The sequence below is a fragment of the Demequina salsinemoris genome (assembly GCF_000974805.1).
GTDB lineage: Bacteria > Actinomycetota > Actinomycetes > Actinomycetales > Demequinaceae > Demequina > Demequina salsinemoris.
Genome location: NZ_BBQZ01000003.1, coordinates 20,750 through 36,899 on the forward strand (window position 1 = coordinate 20,750; position 16,150 = coordinate 36,899).

A 16,150-nucleotide genomic window follows, 5' to 3' on the forward strand; every position below is an offset into this window, starting at 1 on the left:
GATGCGGGGGAGGGCCCGCGGTCTCGGAGCGACATGGGTGGGGGTCACGCCGACGCTCCACCGGGGCCGGCCGCGCGGGAGACGGTGGTGACCACGGGGATCATCGCGTTCGTGATAGGCATCGGCGCGGCCTTCGGCGTCGGCATGATCGAGAATCCGCCTCCGGCGGAGGCCGACGTCATGCTCCCGGAGTGCGAGAGCTCCGTGGGAGGCGTGTGCGCGAACGAGCTGTCGGCGGGGGAGCACTCGTCGCTCGCCTTCGGGCCCCGGATGACGTTCTCCGTGCCCGAAGGCTGGGTGAACACCGTCGACCAGGAGGGGAGCTACGTGCTCGGGTTTCGGGGCGGAGCGGATCCGGGAGGCTGGGGCGGCGACACGATCGGTGTGCACAGGTCGGTGCGCTTCCCCGAAGGGCCGTGCTCGGTGGAACCCGACCCGACGGTCTCGGGAACGGCAGGTGCGCTGCACTCCGCGCTGCTGTCGGACCCCGCGGTCGATGTGCTCAGTGATGAGCCCGCGACTCTCGGAGGGCTCGACGGGTGGGTGATGGATCTCGCGATCAGCGACCACTGGGACACGGTGTGCCCCTGGAGTCACGAGGAGCCGGCCGCGCCGGTCCTCACGGGGTCGAACGGCTCGCAGATCTACCGGCACCTGAGCGCTGGCCGCCCGCTCCGGCTGTACGTGCTGGCGTGGGGAGGGAGCAACATCGTGGTGGAGGTCCGCGGGGACGGGGCGGTGATCCCGCTCGGCGACTTCTCCGACCTCGCCGCGCCGGTGCTCGAGACCTTCCGGTTCGACGATCCTCGGTGGCCCACGGAGACGTAGAGCGTCTCATGATGTGAGATGACGTGCGCGACAGGTGAGACAACCCGTAGGATGCTGATGTCACCCGCTCAGCGTCTCAAGGGAGAAACATGGCCACCTATCGCCTCGCAGTCGTCGCCGGAGACGGCATCGGCCCTGAGGTCGTCGCGGAGGGGCTCAAGTGCCTCGACGCGGCCATCGAGGACACCGACATCAGCTTCGAGATCACGGAGTTCGACCTGGGCGCGGACCGCTGGCACCGCACCGGCGAGACCCTGACGGACACCGATCTCGAGGCGATCAAGGGCAACGACGTGATCCTGCTCGGCGCCATCGGCGACCCGACGGTCCCGTCCGGCGTGCTCGAGCGCGGCGTGCTGCTGCCGCTGCGTTTTGCGCTCGACCAGTACGTCAACCTGCGCCCGTCGCGCCTGTACCCGGGTGAGGTCTCGCCGCTCGCGAACCCCGGCGACATCGATTTCATCGTCGTGCGCGAGGGCACCGAAGGCCCGTACGTCGGCAACGGCGGCGCGCTGCGCGTCGGCACGCCGCACGAGATCGCGACCGAGGTGTCCGTCAACACGGCCTTCGGCGTGGAGCGCGTGGTCCGCTACGCCTTCGACGTGGCGTCCAAGCGGGACAGGAAGCACGTGACGCTCGTGCACAAGCACAACGTGCTCGTCCACGCGGGTCACCTGTGGCGCCGCAACGTCGAGGCGGTCGCCGCAGAGTTCCCGACCGTCACGTGGGACTACCTGCACGTGGACGCCGCGACCATCAAGCTGGTCACGGACCCCGCGTCGTTCGACGTGATCGTCACGGACAACCTGTTCGGCGACATCCTGACCGACGAGGCCGCCGCCATCTCGGGCGGCATCGGCCTCGCCGCTTCGGGCAACGTCAACCCCGACCGCACCGCGCCGTCGATGTTCGAGCCGGTTCACGGCTCGGCGCCCGACATCGCGGGCCAGGGCAAGGCCGACCCGTCGGCCACCGTCCTGTCGGTCGGCATGCTGCTCGACTTCCTGGGCTACGGCGAGCTCGCGGCCAAGGTCGAGGCGGCCGTCGCGGCGGACGCCGCCGCGAAGGGGGACGCTGTTCGCAGCACCTCCGAGGTCGGCGACGCGCTCGCGGCCCGCATCCGCGGCTAGCAGAACCGCCAGGCGCCACCCGCGCCTGCAGCAGAACCACCCAACCGGGTACCTGGTTGCCGGTGGCGGGGCTCACGAGGCCCCGCCGCCGACGATCCGCCGGCTCTGGTGCGCCCTGGCGGGACATGAGTGCAGGATCGGGCTCGATTCCTGCACTCATGTCCCGCCAGGACGCGGTCCCCAGGAAGCCAGCCCTGGGGAAGGGGACGATGCGCCGCATCCGGCGCCCGGATTCCCACCAGGTGCCACTTCAGGCACCACCGCGTGACCTCCCGGCAACGTGCCGCGAGTAGATTCACACCCAGACCCCACCGCCGCGACAGCGGCACCCTCACCAACGAACAAGGAAGGACCTCACGATGACCACATCGACCGACGCATCGACCGCGGAGGCCTTCCGCGTCGTCCCCAACCCGAACCCGGCCTCCGACGAGCGCCGCGCGGAGGTCCTCGCCGACCTCAAGTTCGGCGTCAACTTCACGGACAACATGGCGCGCATCTCGTGGACCGCGGACCAGGGCTGGACCGATCGCCGCGTCGAGGCGTACGGCCCGCTTCCGCTGGACCCGGCCGCGTCGGTGCTGCACTACGCGGGCGAGATCTTCGAGGGCCTCAAGGCGTACCGCTGGGCCGACGGCACCATCCGCACGTTCCGTCCCGAGGAGAACGCGAAGCGCTTCCAGCGCTCGGCCCGCCGCATGGCCCTTCCCGAGCTCCCGGTCGAGGACTTCATGGCCGCGATCCGTGCCTACGTGAAGGCCGACGGCGACTGGACGCCCACCGCGCCCGACTCGTCGCTGTACCTGCGCCCGTTCCTCATCGCGACCGACGTCTTCCTGGGCCTGCGTCAGCCGAAGGAGGCCGAGTTCCTCGTCATCGGCTCGCCGTCGGGTCCGTACTTCGCCGGCGGCGTGAAGCCGGTGAGCATCTGGGTCGAGCAGGACTATCACCGCGCCGGCCCTGGCGGCACGGGCGCCGCGAAGTGCGGCGGCAACTACGCGGCCTCGCTGTTGCCTCAGATGGACGCCTACGCCCGCGGCTACGACCAGGTGCTCTACATGGACGCGAAGGACGGCAAGGTCCTCGAGGAGCTCGGCGGCATGAACGTGTTCGTGGTGCTCAAGGACGGCACGGTCGTGACGCCGGTCCTCACGGGCAACATCCTCGAGGGCGTGACGCGTTCCTCGATCATCCAGCTGCTCTCCGATGACGACCTCAAGGTCATCGAGCGTCCCATCACGATCGACGAGCTCCGCGAGGGCGTCGCGTCGGGCGAGGTCGCCGAGGTGTTCGCGTGCGGCACCGCCGCGGTCGTGACCCCGGTCGGAAAGATGGGCTCCAAGGACTTCGAGCAGCAGGTCGGCGACGGCCAGCCCGGCCCCGTCACGATGAAGGTCCGCCAGACCCTCACGGACATCCAGTACGGCCGCGCCGAGGACACGTACGGCTGGATGGAGATCCTCGCCTAAGGCGCACATGGACGATGCTGGGGCAGCCCAGCGCGAGGCCCGTCCGATGCTCCCCTCACCGGGGCATCGGGCGGGCCTTCGTCATTCGCGGGACCTTCGTCCCTCGGCACGGCGGCGATCGCGCTCAACCATGAGAGAGAGCGTCCGCGTGATGCGTGGGCACGCCACGCGACGCCCGTGAGCATCTCCATCCTTCAGCAGGTCGCCGTGGAGGTCCGACCTCCGCCACGTGGACCACGAGAGGTCCGTCCGGTGCCGCCGCCAGGGCCGCCGGGCGGATCTCTCGCACGTTCGGGGTCGGGTACGGGCGACGGGGGCCGAACTTCATCGAATCTTCATCGATCCTGCGCCGCGCCTGCCAGGTCGCCGGGACACGATGACCGCATCGGGGCCGCCAGGGCCGCGGCGAGAGGAGATCGTGATGAGCGTGTGGACGCATGGCTACGGGATGATGGGCTACGGATACGGCTCCGGGCTGGAATGGCTCGTGTGGCTGTTCGTCATCGTCGCGGTCGGCGCGGCGGTGTACATCGCGGTGCGGTTGGCGCAGCGCGACAAGGACGCCAAGAAGGACGATGCGGCGGTCGCGCCGGCGGCGCCTACGTCGGCCCGTCAGATCCTTGAGGACCGGCTCGCGCGAGGCGAGATCGACCCCGACGAGTTCCGCGAGCGTGTGAACGCGCTCGAAGGGGCTTGATTCCAGCCACAATGAAGAGATGAACACGGCGCAGTCAGGAGACTCCCGGGCCGCGGTCGTGCCGCGCGCGCTCGTCGTCGAGGACGAGGCGGCGCTCGCGATGCTGGTGGCCGGCTACCTGGACAAGGACGGCTTCGAGGTCGAGGTCGCGCACGATGGCGAGTCCGCGCTCGCGAAGGCGCGCGAGCTCGACCCCGACGTGGTGGTCCTCGATCTGGGCCTGCCTGGGATCGACGGGATCGAGGTGTGCCGGCAGCTGCGCACCTTCTCCGACTGCTACGTCGTGATGCTCACGGCGAGGGTCGAGGAGGTCGACAAGCTCGTCGGGCTGTCCGTCGGCGCCGACGACTACGTCACGAAGCCGTTCAGTCCCCGCGAGCTCGTCGCGCGCCTGCGGGCGATGCTGCGCCGGCCTCGCGTGAGCGCGAGGCAGGCCGAGGCGCAGTCCTCGGAGGCGATCCGCGTGGGCGACCTCGAAATAGACGTCCCCGCGCACGAGGCCCGCCTCGGCGGCGAGGTCGTCCCGCTCACCCGCACAGAGTTCGACGTGCTCGCGGCGCTCGCGGAGCGGCCGACGATGGTGATGACGCGCGCGATGCTCCTCGAGGCGGTGTGGGGCGGCGGCTGGGTCGGCGACGAGCACCTGGTTGACGTCCACGTCCGGCATCTGCGGCTCAAGCTCGGCGACTCCGCGGAGCAGCAGCGCTACGTCCGCACCGTGCGTGGCGTGGGCTACCGCATCGGCACGGGTGAATGATCATGCACTGGCTGCGGGAGCGTGGGCTCGCGACGCGCATGATGCTGTCGTTCTCCCTGGTGATCGCCGTGATCGGCGTCACCGTGTGGCTCGTGGCGCGCAGCGTCGGACAGGTCGACTTCCAGCGCCGCATGATGGGCGGCGGACGCGGCGGCGACATGAGCGGCATGGGCGGCATGATGGACACCGCCGCCGAGGATCTCGACGAGGTGTACCGCGCGTCGAGCGGCACCGCGCTCGCGGTCGCGCTCGGCATCGCGGCCGTCCTGGCGGTCCTCCTCAGCGTCCTGCTCGCGCGCCGGGTCTCGCGCTCGCTCGGCAAGCTCGAGGATGCGGCGCATCGGGTCGCCGACGGCGACTTCGCCTCGCGGGTCGAGGCTCCCGGCATGGGGCGCGAGTTCGACGAGCTCGCCGAGTCCTTCAACCGCATGTCCGAGCGCCTTGCGGAGAGCGAGCAGCTGAGGCAGCGGATGATCGGTGACGTCGCGCACGAGCTGCGCACGCCGATCGCGACGCTGACCGGCTACCTCGAGGCGCTCGAGGACGGCGTCGCGGAGCTCACCCCGGAGACCGTGGCGATGCTGCGGGCGCAGGGCGCGCGGCTGACGCGGCTGTCGGAGGACCTGTCGGCGGTGTCGCGCGCGGAGGGAAGCGGGGCACGGCTCAGCCGTGAGCGTCGGGATCCTGCCGACCTGCTACGCCTCGCGCGCGCGACGGCGCGCGAGAGGGCGGGCGGCGCCGGGGTCTCGCTCGAGCTCGCGGTCGCCGACGGCCTGCCCCCCGTCATGGTCGACCCCGAGCGGATCGCGCAGGTGCTGGGCAACCTCGTGGACAACGCGCTGCGCCACACGCCGTCGGGCGGGACCGTGACCCTGACCGCCCGCCCGGACGACGCGGGGGTCGCATTCGTCGTCGCCGACACGGGGGCGGGGATCGCTCCCGAGCATCTGCCGCACGTGTTCGAGCGGTTCTACCGCGCCGATACCGCACGAGACCGCGCGAGCGGTGGCTCGGGCGTGGGGCTGGCGATCGTGTCGGCCTTGGTGGCCGCCCACGGCGGGATGGTCCGCGCCGAGAGCGCGGGCCTGGGGCGCGGCGCGACGTTCACGGTGACCCTGCCCGCTGCGCCTGCCTGATCGCATCGTCCCCGCGCCTGCGCACCCCCGCATCGTCCGGGTGAACCTCTGGCGACTCCCCGTGCGTGTCGACGCTGGTACGCGCATGATGGGAGGTGCGCAGAACGCATCGGAAGGAGTGCATCGTGGCCATCGCGGATCTGGTCCTCACCAGCCCTGACATCCCGAACGGCAGCAGGATCGACGACCGTTTCGCGGGCGAGGTGGGGTCCGAGACCCCCCGCATGGTGGTCACCGGCGTGCCGACCGATGCGGTCGAGCTCGCGATCATCTGTCACGACCCCGACGCGCCCTTGCCGCACGGCTTCACGCACTGGACCCTGTACGGTCTGCCCGCGATCGACGGCGAGGTGATCGAGGATGTCGGGCGTCCGGGGCTCAACGACGACGACAGCTTCGGCTACGTCGGCCCGTTCCCGCCGTACGGGCACGGCACGCATCACTACTTCTTCTGGGTCTACGCCCTGTCGCGGCAGGTGGTGGGGGAGCCGTCGCGGGACGAGTTCCTGCGCGACTATGCCGACGCGGTGGTCGAGCAGGCGCGCATCGTCGCGACCTACTCCCGGTAGTGGTGGAGCGTGCGGGCACGTCGCCACGGTCCCGTGCGTTGACAAGGTGGCGTCTCCAGCCCGACGGAAGGTCCGATCGCATGGCGATGGTTCATGACTCACGTAGGACCTACGGCTCCGTAACTTACGGCTCCGTAGGTTAGCATTCTCACATGCAGAGCATGATGACCTCCCCGAGCCTCGTCAGCGTCGACGAGCACCTGAACCTGACCGCGCTGCTCCGCGAGCGCGCCACCGCGAACCCCGCCGCGCCCTTCGCCGAGATCAAGGACGATGCGGGCTCCTGGGTGCCCGTGTCGATCGGCGAGTTCGACGAGCGCGTGCGCGCCGTCGCCAAGGGTCTGATCGCGCTGGGCGTCGCCGCGGGCGACCGCGTCGGCATCATGGGGGACACGAGCATCGAGTGGTCCGTCATGGACTTCGCGGTGCTCGCCGCGGGCGGCGTCAACGTGCCGATCTACCCGTCGTCGTCGGCCAAGCAGTGCGAGTGGATCGTGGACGATGCGGGCATCGACTTCGTCGCCGCGCAGACCGAGCCCCAGCGGACGATGCTGGAGGAGCTCGAGGAGCCGCCGGTCGCGCTCACGCTCAGCCGCGAGGGCCTCGACGAGATCGCGGCGAAGGGAACGGCCGTCTCCGACGCCGACCTCGATGCCCGCACGGCCGACGTCGTCCTCGACGACCTCGCTTCGATCATCTACACGTCCGGGACCACGGGCCGTCCCAAGGGCGCGATGCTCACGCACGGCAACCTCGTCGTCCACTGCGCGAACATCGAGAAGGACCCCGACTTCGGCGTCTTCGTCCAGGGCGAGACCCGCGTGCTGCTGTTCCTGCCGCTCGCGCACGTGTTCGCGCGCCTCGCGATGGTCCTCGCGATGCAGTCGGGCGCGGTCATCGGCTACGCGCCGAACCACAAGACGCTCGCCGCGGACCTCGCGTCCTTCAAGCCGACGTGGATGCCGCTCGTGCCGCGCGTGCTCGAGACCATCTACAACCGTGCCGACGCCGCTCAGACCGGCATCAAGAAGAAGATCTTCCGCTGGTCCGCCTGGGTGGCGCGCAAGGTGTCGATGGCGCAGGAGAGGGGTGGCCACGGCATCGTCCTCAAGGCGCAGTACGCGATCGCGAACGCCCTGGTGCTGAAGAAGATCCGCCACCTCATGGGCGGCGAGCTCGGCTTCGTCCTCGCGGGCGGCGCGAAGCTCACGCCGCAGATCGGCCACTTCTTCCGCGGCCTCGGCGTCACCGTGATGCAGGGCTACGGCCTCACCGAGACCACCGCCGCCCACATGGGCACCCCCGCCACCAACCAGATCATGGGCACCGTCGGTCACCCGATCGCGGGCTGCGACGTCATGATGGCCGAGGACGGCGAGATCCTCGTGCGCGGCATCAACGTCTTCAAGGGCTACTGGAACGCGCCCGATGCGACGGCCGCCGTCATGCAGGATGGCTGGTTCGCCACGGGCGACCTGGGCGAGATCCAGGACGGCGCGCTCACGATCACGGGCCGCAAGAAGGAGCTGCTCGTGCTGTCGTCGGGCAAGAACATCCAGCCCGCGGTGCTCGAGGACTCGATCAGGTCGCACCCCGCGATCCAGGACTCGGTCGTGATCGGCGACGGTCGCCACTTCGTGTCCGCGGTCGTCGCGCTCGACCCGGTGCTGCTGCCCGCGTGGCTCAAGTCCCACGACCTGCCGGACATGTGCCTCGAGGACGCCTCGCGCAACGAGCGCGTGCGCGAGCTCATCGGCCGTGCGATCTCGAACGCGAACGAGCACGTGTCGCGCGCCGAGGCCATCCGCGAGTTCCGCATCCTGCCGCGCGAGTTCACCGAGGCCCGCGAGGAGCTCACCGCGTCGCTCAAGGTGCGCCGCAACAACGTGATCGAGCACTTCTCGGACGTCATCGAGTCGATCTACGCGGGAGCAAAGCCCGCGCAGGCGTAGGCCCTCAGCGCCGCAGCGCCTCCGGGAGGATCGGCGCTGCGGTGGTCATCGCGACCAGCGCGTCCGTCGAGTCGCCCCACAGGCAGCCGAGCAGCTCGCGAGCGTCGTCGTCCGAGTCCGCGATGTCGGGCAGCCGCATCGCCATGCCCGTGTTGATGAGCATCCCGGTGGCGAGGAAGTGGCTCGCGACCTCGGGTCCGAGCCCGGCCTCGTCGCGCGCGAAGCGGTAGATGTCCAGGTAGCGCTCGCGGATGAGCGGCCCGACGCGCGGGTCGTGGCCGAGCGTGAAGGCGTGCATCATCGTGAGCAGCGTGCCGCGGTCGGCGATGAGGTCCACGTACGAGCGCCCGAGCGCCGCGAGCCGCTCGACGACCGTCTCCTCGCCGTCGAGCTCCGCGATGGCGGCGCGGAACGTGTCGATGACGCGCTCGCATGCGCGCTCGGTCGCGGCGATGAAGAGCTCCTGCTTGGAGCCGAACATGCGCACCACATAGGCCTGGGAGACGCCGGCGACCTTCGCGATCGCGTCCGTGGTCCCTCCTGCGAAACCGCGCTCCCCGAAGACGTCGGAGGCGGCGGCGAGGATCTGCTCGCGGCGATCCTCCGAGGTAAGGCGCTCATTCGTGGCAGACATGTTGACATGTTATCAGCCGATTACTACCTTGGGCCGTGGAAGTTATCAGCCGATTACAACTAGCCCGGAAGGCTGCTCATGACCACCACCCGCAAGGTCCCCCTAGGGATCGTGATCGCCGCCGTCTCGGTGCCGGTCTTCATGGCCTCGCTCGACAACCTCGTCGTCACCAACGCGCTGCCCGTGATGCAGGCAGACCTCGGCGCCAGCATCGAGGAGCTCCAGTGGTTCCTCAACGCGTACTCGCTCGCCTTCGCGAGCCTCATCCTCATGGCGGTCGCGCTCGGCGACAGGCTCGGGCGCAAGCGCGTGTTCCTGTCCGGCATCGTCATCTTCACCCTCGCGTCGGTGGCCGCGGCGCTCGCCACCACCCCCGAGGCGCTCATCGCAGCCCGCGTGGTCCAGGGCGCCGGGGGAGCGGCCGTCCTCCCACTGTCCCTCGCGCTGCTCGCGGGCGCCGTCCCCGACAGGCTGCGCGCCGCGGCGATCGGCATCTGGGGCGGCGTCGCGGGCCTGGGCGTCGCGCTCGGCCCGCTCATCGGCGGCGCCGTGGTCGAGGGGCTCACCTGGCACGCGATCTTCTGGCTCAACGTGCCGATCGGCGTCGTCGCCCTCGCGCTCGGCGCGTGGTCGCTGCCCGAGGCGCGTGGCGCCAAGGCGCGTCTGGACCTCACGGGTCTCGCGCTCGCGGTGACAGGCGTGTTCGCCCTGGTGTTCGGCATCGTCCGCGGCAACGACGCGGGCTGGACCTCGACCGAGGTGCTCGCAGGGCTCATCGGCGGAGGCGTGCTCCTGATCGCCTTCGTCGCATGGGAGGCACGCACCCGCGATCCGCTCATGCCGCTCGGACTGTTCCGCGACCGCAGCTTCTCGGCCGCGAACGCGGTGGCCGTGCTGTTCAGCATCGGCATCTTCGGCGCGATCTTCATCCTCATCCAGTTCATGCAGGTGGTGCAGGGGGAGTCGCCGCTCGCGGCGGGCGTGAAGACGATGCCGTGGACGATGGCGCCGCTGATCGTCGCCCCGCTGTCGGGCCTCATCGCGCCGAAGGTCGGCACCCGGGTGCTGATCGTCGCCGGGACGATGCTCCAGGCCGTCGGTCTCGCGTGGTTCGCCTTGGTCCTTGCGCCCGACGTCGCCTACGCCACGATGGTGCCCGGCTTCGTCGCCGCGGGGGTGGGCATGGGCCTCGTGTTCGCTCCGTCGGCCACGGCGGTGCTCGCGAACATGGCGCCGCACGATCACGCGAAGGCCTCAGGCACCAACTCGACGCTCAGGGAGATCGGCGTGGCGCTCGGCGTCGCGATCCTCACCGCTGTCTTCACCGGCGCGGGCGGCGACTTCACCCCCAACGAGTACACGGACGCGGCCGTGCCCGCGCTGTGGGTCGGGGTCGGCTTCCTCCTGCTCGCGACCCTCGCGGGGCTCGCGCTGCCCGAGGGCAAGGGGACGCCCACCGAACCTCAGCCCGCGCCCGCATCGTCCAGGGGCGAGGAGGAGCCCGCCCTCGTGACCGCCGGCTGACGCATCGTCCCTGGCTGGGCGGGGCGGGGGACCAACCCTCGCCCCGCCCACCTGTGCGTCGTACCCTGAAATCTCCGCGCGAACCCGGACAAGCGCGGTGAAGGAGCCGGCTATGCCCGAACTCGCGATCGAGACCTCGGGTCTCACCAAGATCTACGGCAAGCAGCGCGCCGTCGACGGCATCGACCTGGCCATCCCCAGCGGCGGCGTCCACGGCTTCCTCGGCCCCAACGGGGCCGGGAAGACCACGACCATCCGCATGCTCGCCACACTGATCCGCCCCGACGCGGGCTCGGCACGGGTGCTCGGGCACGACATCGTCCGCGCCTCCGATGAGGTCCGCTCGTGCGTCGCGCTGACAGGGCAGTTCGCGTCGGTTGACGAGGATCTCAGCGGCCGCGAGAACTTGCGGCTGCTCGCGAAGCTCTACGGCTTCCGCGGCAAGGCGGCGACCGCGCGGGCCGACGAGCTGCTCGGCGCGTTCGGGCTCGAGGCTGCCGCCGACCGGCAGGTCAAGAAGTATTCGGGCGGCATGCGCAGACGCATCGACATCGCCGCGTCGCTGGTCGTGACGCCCGAGCTGCTGTTCCTCGACGAGCCCACCACGGGACTCGACCCTCGCAGTCGGATCGAGGTGTGGGACATCGTGCGCGCGCTCGTCGCGCACGGGACGACGGTGATGCTCACGACGCAGTACCTGGACGAGGCCGACCAGCTGGCGGGGCGGATCTCAGTGATCGACTCGGGGCGCATCATCGCGGAGGGGGCGTCGAGCGAGCTCAAGGCCTCCGTCGGGTCGGGGTCGCTGCACGTGCGCGTCATGCACCGCGCCGACCTCGCCTCGGTGCGCGAGATTCTGGTGCGCGAGCTCCAGATCGAGGTCGAGACCACGTCCGATCCTCACGGTCTCGTCGCGCCGCTCGAGGACCGGTCGCGTGTCACGGCGGCGCTCACCGCGATCGAGGGCTCGGGCCTCGAGCTCGCGCAGTTCTCGCTCGGCCAGCCGACGCTCGACGAGGTGTTCCTCGCCCTCACCGGGCACGCGGCGGACGGCTCCGACAGCGACCAGGCCCCCGAGGAGGTGGCGGCATGAGCGCGACGTCCGCACCCGCATCGTCCCTGACGAAGGCGCCGACGATCGCCGAGGCCCTCACGTCGGGGACCAGGCCCCCACGTCCCACGCCGCTGTCGACGTCCGTGACGTTCGGCTGGCGGGCGCTGCTCAAGATCAAGCACGTGCCCGAGCAGCTGTTCGACGTCACGGTCTTCCCCGTGATGATGACGCTGCTGTTCACGTACCTGTTCGGCGGCGCGCTCGCGGGCTCGGTGCAGGACTACATCGCGTACCTCGCTCCGGGCGTGCTCGTGCAGTCCGTGCTGTTCATCACGATGTACACGGGCACGACGCTCCGGACCGACATCGATCGCGGGGTGTTCGACCGCTTCCGGTCGCTGCCGATCTGGCGCCCGAGCGCGCTCGTGGGGATGCTGCTGGGCGACGCCGTGCGGTTCGCGGTCGCGTCCGGCATCACCGCGGCGGTGTGTCTCGCGATCGGCTGGCGGCCCGGGGGAGGCGTGGTCGGGGTCCTCGCGGGGATCGGGCTGGTGCTCGTGTTCGCCTTCGCGCTCGGCTGGATCTGGACGTTCCTGTCCATGATCCTGCGCACGCCCGGCGCGATCATGGGCGTCGCGAGCTTCGTACTGATGCCGCTGCTGTTCGGATCGAACATCTTCGTCGATCCCTCGACGATGCCAGGCTGGCTGCAGGCCTGGGTCGAGGTGAATCCGGTGTCGCACCTGGTCACGGCGGTGCGAGCGCTCATGGATGGCACGCCGGTCGGCGCCGAGGCCGGGTGGTCGCTCATGTGGTCCGCGGGGCTCGTGGCCGTGTTCGGCTCGCTCACGATGTGGCGGTACCAGGATCCTCAGTGAGGTCCACAGGTCCGCAGTAGGTTGAGTCCTGTCCAGGGCGGCGAGCGCCGCCTTCAAGGGGTGAAGCATGGCGAGGACGATGACCCGCAGGGACGATGCGCGCTACAGGGCCGCGGAGGACGCGGTGTGGGACTCGCGCGGGCTCGCGCGCGAGGAGCGCTGGGTCGACGTCGACGCGCTCGGGCTCAGGGTCCGCGTGCAGGTCCACGGCGAGGGTCGGCCCGTGGTGTTCGTCCACGGCTCCCCGTCGGCGGGCGACGTGTTCGTGCCGCTCGTCGCGGAGCTGCCAGGCGTGAAGGCGATCATCATCGACCGGCCCGGCTGCGGCCTGAGCGACCCCCTCGACTACTCGGCGATGACGCCCGTGGATCTGGTCGAGGCGATCCGCTCGTACATGGACGTGGTGGTCGACGAGTTCGCGGAGGGCCGCGCGGACGTCGTGGGCAGCTCCGCCGGCGGGATGGTGGCGCTGACGTACGCGGCGCAGCGTCCCGAGGCGATCCGCAGCGTCGTCCTCGAGGGGATGCCCGCCGTCCGGCAGATGCGGCTGCCGTTCGAGATGCGGATGGCGACCCTCGCGCCCGTGGCCGCCGCGGTCGTGCGACGGGGAGTGCGCGAGCGCGACGTGAGGACGTCGTTCCGGCAGATGGGCCACGGCGCGACGCTCAGGGCGGGGACGATGCGCCAGGAGGACATCGATTGGCGCGTCGCCGTCGGCGACGCGAGCGACACGTTCCTGCACGACCTGCGGCTCCTGAACCGGGCGGCGAGCTGGCGGGGGCCGAGGCCCGAATGGGCGGCGGGACCGCAGACGCTGTCGTCCGTGGCGGCACCCACCCTGTGGGTCGTCGGCGGAAGCGATCCGTTCGTGCCCACCGGGGGCGTCGCCGCGCTCGCGGACGCGATGCCGCGCGCGTCGGTCCACGAGCGCGTGGGCGAGGGTCATCTTCCGTGGATCGACGACCCGTCGGGCCACGCGGAGCTGATCGCCCGATGGTGGGGCTCGCTCGAGCAGTGAGGGAGCCTGGGGCTGGGCGCGCGTAGGCTCGCCTCATGTCCCTGGATTCCGTGGAGAGCCTGCTGCTGAAGGTCGACCGCTTCGCGGGCGGCCGTGACGCGCACATCGTCATCCCCGAGGAGTCGCGCACGCATCCGAGGACGCGCCGCGCGTTCACGTGGATCATGTGGCTGCTCGTGTTCGAGCTGGTGCTCGGCTTCGGGGCCGTGGTGTTCGCCGTGTGGCGCTTCACCGAGGGCGAGGCGATCCCGTTCGCGGTGTGGATGCGCACGCTCGTGGTCCTCGCGATGACGGCGACCCTGTTCTACTTCGCGTGGCGCGCGATGCTCGGCTGGCGCTGGGCGTATCAGCGACTGCGCCTGTTCGCGCAGATCTTCCCCGTGATCACCCTGGTATTGGCCGCGATCCCGGACCTGTACCCCGCATGGATGGTGACCGAGCAGATCATCTTCAGCCTCGTCATGATCGGCGTCGCCGACTTCCTCACGAGCGACCACATGCGCGCGGCGTACCGCAAGCCGGAGGCGGATCCCGCCGGGGAGGCCACGGCGTCGTAGCCGATGTCCCGTCGACGGCGTGGAGTCCGGCCGTGCCGCCCACGCGCCATACTCGAGGGGTGACCACCTCCGTCCATGTGCCTCGTGCCGCGCGCTTCCGCCAGGCCGAGGTGGCGATGTGGGCGAGCCGCGGCATGCGGCCCGAGGAGCGGTGGGTCCGCGTGCCAGGGCTCGACATCCGCGTGCGCGCGCTCGTGCACGGCGAGGGTCGCCCCGTGGTGTTCATCCATGGCACCGCGAAGGCCGCGGGCGTGTGGTCCCCGCTGGTCGAGCAGATGTCGGGGATCAGGGCGATCGTCCTCGACAGGCCAGGGTGCGGGCTGAGCGATCCGCTTCCCGACCTTCCGAACGAGCCCCAGGCGGTGCGTCGCGCGATCGACGCCTACCTGTCCGCGATCATCGACGAGCTCGCCGACGGTCGCGCCGACCTGGTCGGCAACTCCGCGGGCGGCATGGTCGCTCTCACGTACGCCGCGATCCAGCCGTCCAAGGTGCGAACGGTCGTCGTCGAGGGTGTGCCGGCGGTCGAGGGCATGACGCTGCCGTTGCCGCTGCACGCGCCGAGGCTCACGACGCTGCAGCGCGTGATCGTGAACTACCGCCTGTCCGAGCGTGAGCTGAAGATGGCCTTCAGGCTCGTGGGCCACTGGGACATGGTCGCGACCCGCTGGATGCCGCAGCCGGACGTGGCCTGGCGCCTCGCGCTCGCGCGCCACACCGACACGTACCGCCACGAGATGGCGATGCTCGGCCAGACCGTGACCGCTGCGGGACCGCGACCCGGGTGGGCGACGTCGCTCGAGGAGCTTGCGTCGATCGAGGCTCCCGCGCTGTGGATCGTGGGGGACAGGGACCCGTTCGCTCCCAAGGTCGGCATCGAGGCGTGGGCGTCGCGGATGAGGAGCTCGGAGCTGCACGTGATGCCCCGGCAGGGCCATGAGCCCTGGATGGACGATGCGCCGGGCAACGCGGCGATGATCGCCGCCTGGTGGCGCGAGCAGGGGTAGGCGGGAAGCCCACGGCTCGCCCGCGGGTTGGAGTGGTCATGGACAGGCTGACCCTGGAGCTCGACGGCCGGACCGTCGGCTGGTACGACTCCGGCACCGGTGGGGACGATGCGCTCGCCGTGATCTGGCATCACGGGACCCCGAACATCGGTGAGCCTCCGGAGCCGTTGTTCTCCCTGGCTGATGAGCTCGGGGTCCGTCTGCTCGGTGTCGACCGGCCCGGGTACGGGGCTTCCGAGGGGGTGGTCGGGCGGTCGGTCGCCGACATCGCGCCCCTGGCCGCGGCGGTGGCCGACGAGGTCGGCGCCGAGCGCTTCGCCGTGATGGGGCACTCCGGAGGAGGACCGCACGCGCTCGCGTGCGCCGCGCTCCTGCCGTCCCGCGTGGTCGCCGCGGTGACCTTCGCGGGAGTCGCGCCGCTCGTCGCCCCCGGCGACGGGCCCGCGGGGCTCGGAATGTCGTGGTGGGACGGGATGCACTCGGTCGGGACCGCCGAGCTCAAGGCCGCGCTCCAGGGCGGTGAGGCGCTTGAGGAGCTGCTTGCGAGCGAGGAATGGGATCCGTCGACGTTCACCGACCGCGACCTCGAGGCGCTCGACGGTCGCTGGAGCTGGTTCACGCGCATTGCCGCCTTGGGGGTCGAGCACGGTCGGGCAGGATTCGTCGCCGACGACCTCGCGTTCGTCCGGCCGTGGGGCTTCTCCGTGACCGACGTGACCGCCCCCACCCGCATCGTCCAGGGAGGCGACGACCGCATCGTCCCCGTGCGGCACGGCCGCTGGCTCGGTGAAGGCGTTCCTGAGGCCGACTACCAGGAGCGTCCCGGTGACGGTCATCTGACCGTGGTGGACGCCGCCTTCGACGCGCTCAGGTGGGTGAGCGGCCTTCGGTGACGAGTTGCTGTGGTAGCGGTCAGCGGTCCCGGGTTTTCGGGTCCATC

16 protein-coding genes are annotated in these 16,150 nt (G+C 70.7%); 15 read left to right on the forward strand and 1 reads right to left on the reverse strand.

The annotated features are described in order from the left end of the window. Nucleotides 1-87 precede the first annotated feature (87 nt). The 8 genes from AOP78_RS07025 to AOP78_RS07060 all read left to right on the forward strand — a co-directional run bounded on the left by AOP78_RS07025 (nt 88) and on the right by AOP78_RS07060 (nt 8,538). Nucleotides 88-828: a hypothetical protein gene (locus tag AOP78_RS07025; protein ID WP_062202665.1), complete on the forward strand. Its 741-nt coding sequence runs from the start codon at nt 88-90 to the stop codon at nt 826-828. Nucleotides 829-917: 89 nt separating this feature from the next. Further along, entirely contained in the window at nt 918-1,958 is a 1,041-nt protein-coding gene (locus AOP78_RS07030; protein ID WP_062202666.1) for a 3-isopropylmalate dehydrogenase, read from the forward strand. Nucleotides 1,959-2,317: 359 nt separating this feature from the next. Continuing rightward, nucleotides 2,318-3,427: a branched-chain amino acid aminotransferase gene (locus AOP78_RS07035; RefSeq protein WP_062202668.1), complete on the forward strand. Its 1,110-nt coding sequence runs from the start codon at nt 2,318-2,320 to the stop codon at nt 3,425-3,427. A 421-nt stretch (nt 3,428-3,848) separates the two neighbouring features. Next, nucleotides 3,849-4,124, forward strand: coding sequence for an SHOCT domain-containing protein (locus AOP78_RS07040; RefSeq protein ID WP_062202671.1), 276 nt, complete (start codon nt 3,849-3,851; stop codon nt 4,122-4,124). A gap of 19 nt (nt 4,125-4,143) precedes the next feature. Beyond that, nucleotides 4,144-4,881: a response regulator gene (locus tag AOP78_RS07045; protein ID WP_062202673.1), complete on the forward strand. Its 738-nt coding sequence runs from the start codon at nt 4,144-4,146 to the stop codon at nt 4,879-4,881. A gap of 2 nt (nt 4,882-4,883) precedes the next feature. Further along, nucleotides 4,884-6,017: a sensor histidine kinase gene (locus tag AOP78_RS07050; protein WP_062202675.1), complete on the forward strand. Its 1,134-nt coding sequence runs from the start codon at nt 4,884-4,886 to the stop codon at nt 6,015-6,017. A gap of 125 nt (nt 6,018-6,142) precedes the next feature. Next, nucleotides 6,143-6,586, forward strand: coding sequence for a YbhB/YbcL family Raf kinase inhibitor-like protein (locus AOP78_RS07055; RefSeq protein WP_236685321.1), 444 nt, complete (start codon nt 6,143-6,145; stop codon nt 6,584-6,586). 152 nt (nt 6,587-6,738) lie between these two features. After that, nucleotides 6,739-8,538, forward strand: a complete 1,800-nt coding sequence (locus tag AOP78_RS07060; protein ID WP_062202678.1) for an AMP-dependent synthetase/ligase — start codon at nt 6,739-6,741, stop codon at nt 8,536-8,538. Between the two features lie 4 nt (nt 8,539-8,542). On the opposite strand, the gene AOP78_RS07065 is transcribed toward AOP78_RS07060, so the two are convergent. Then, complete coding sequence (locus AOP78_RS07065; protein ID WP_062202680.1) at nt 8,543-9,172, reverse strand: TetR/AcrR family transcriptional regulator; 630 nt, start codon at nt 9,170-9,172, stop codon at nt 8,543-8,545. A 78-nt stretch (nt 9,173-9,250) separates the two neighbouring features. Here AOP78_RS07065 and AOP78_RS07070 point away from each other — a divergent pair, with 78 nt between their 5' ends. The 7 genes from AOP78_RS07070 to AOP78_RS07100 all read left to right on the forward strand — a co-directional run bounded on the left by AOP78_RS07070 (nt 9,251) and on the right by AOP78_RS07100 (nt 16,103). Further along, nucleotides 9,251-10,696: a DHA2 family efflux MFS transporter permease subunit gene (locus AOP78_RS07070; protein ID WP_083979906.1), complete on the forward strand. Its 1,446-nt coding sequence runs from the start codon at nt 9,251-9,253 to the stop codon at nt 10,694-10,696. A gap of 112 nt (nt 10,697-10,808) precedes the next feature. After that, nucleotides 10,809-11,789 (forward strand): ATP-binding cassette domain-containing protein, encoded by a 981-nt coding sequence (locus AOP78_RS07075; protein WP_062202683.1) that lies wholly within the window; start codon nt 10,809-10,811, stop codon nt 11,787-11,789. Then, entirely contained in the window at nt 11,786-12,628 is an 843-nt protein-coding gene (locus AOP78_RS07080) for an ABC transporter permease (protein ID WP_062202685.1), read from the forward strand. The genes AOP78_RS07075 and AOP78_RS07080 overlap by 4 nt, the downstream gene beginning before the upstream one ends. Before the next feature lie 67 nt (nt 12,629-12,695). Next, nucleotides 12,696-13,646 carry an alpha/beta fold hydrolase gene (locus AOP78_RS07085; protein WP_062202687.1) on the forward strand — a complete coding sequence of 317 codons (951 nt, stop codon included), beginning with the start codon at nt 12,696-12,698 and terminating at the stop codon, nt 13,644-13,646. 35 nt (nt 13,647-13,681) lie between these two features. Next, nucleotides 13,682-14,203, forward strand: a complete 522-nt coding sequence (locus AOP78_RS07090; protein ID WP_062202689.1) for a hypothetical protein — start codon at nt 13,682-13,684, stop codon at nt 14,201-14,203. A 59-nt stretch (nt 14,204-14,262) separates the two neighbouring features. Then, nucleotides 14,263-15,210: an alpha/beta fold hydrolase gene (locus tag AOP78_RS07095; RefSeq protein WP_062202691.1), complete on the forward strand. Its 948-nt coding sequence runs from the start codon at nt 14,263-14,265 to the stop codon at nt 15,208-15,210. A gap of 38 nt (nt 15,211-15,248) precedes the next feature. Continuing rightward, entirely contained in the window at nt 15,249-16,103 is an 855-nt protein-coding gene (locus AOP78_RS07100) for an alpha/beta fold hydrolase (protein ID WP_062202693.1), read from the forward strand. Nucleotides 16,104-16,150 lie beyond the last annotated feature (47 nt).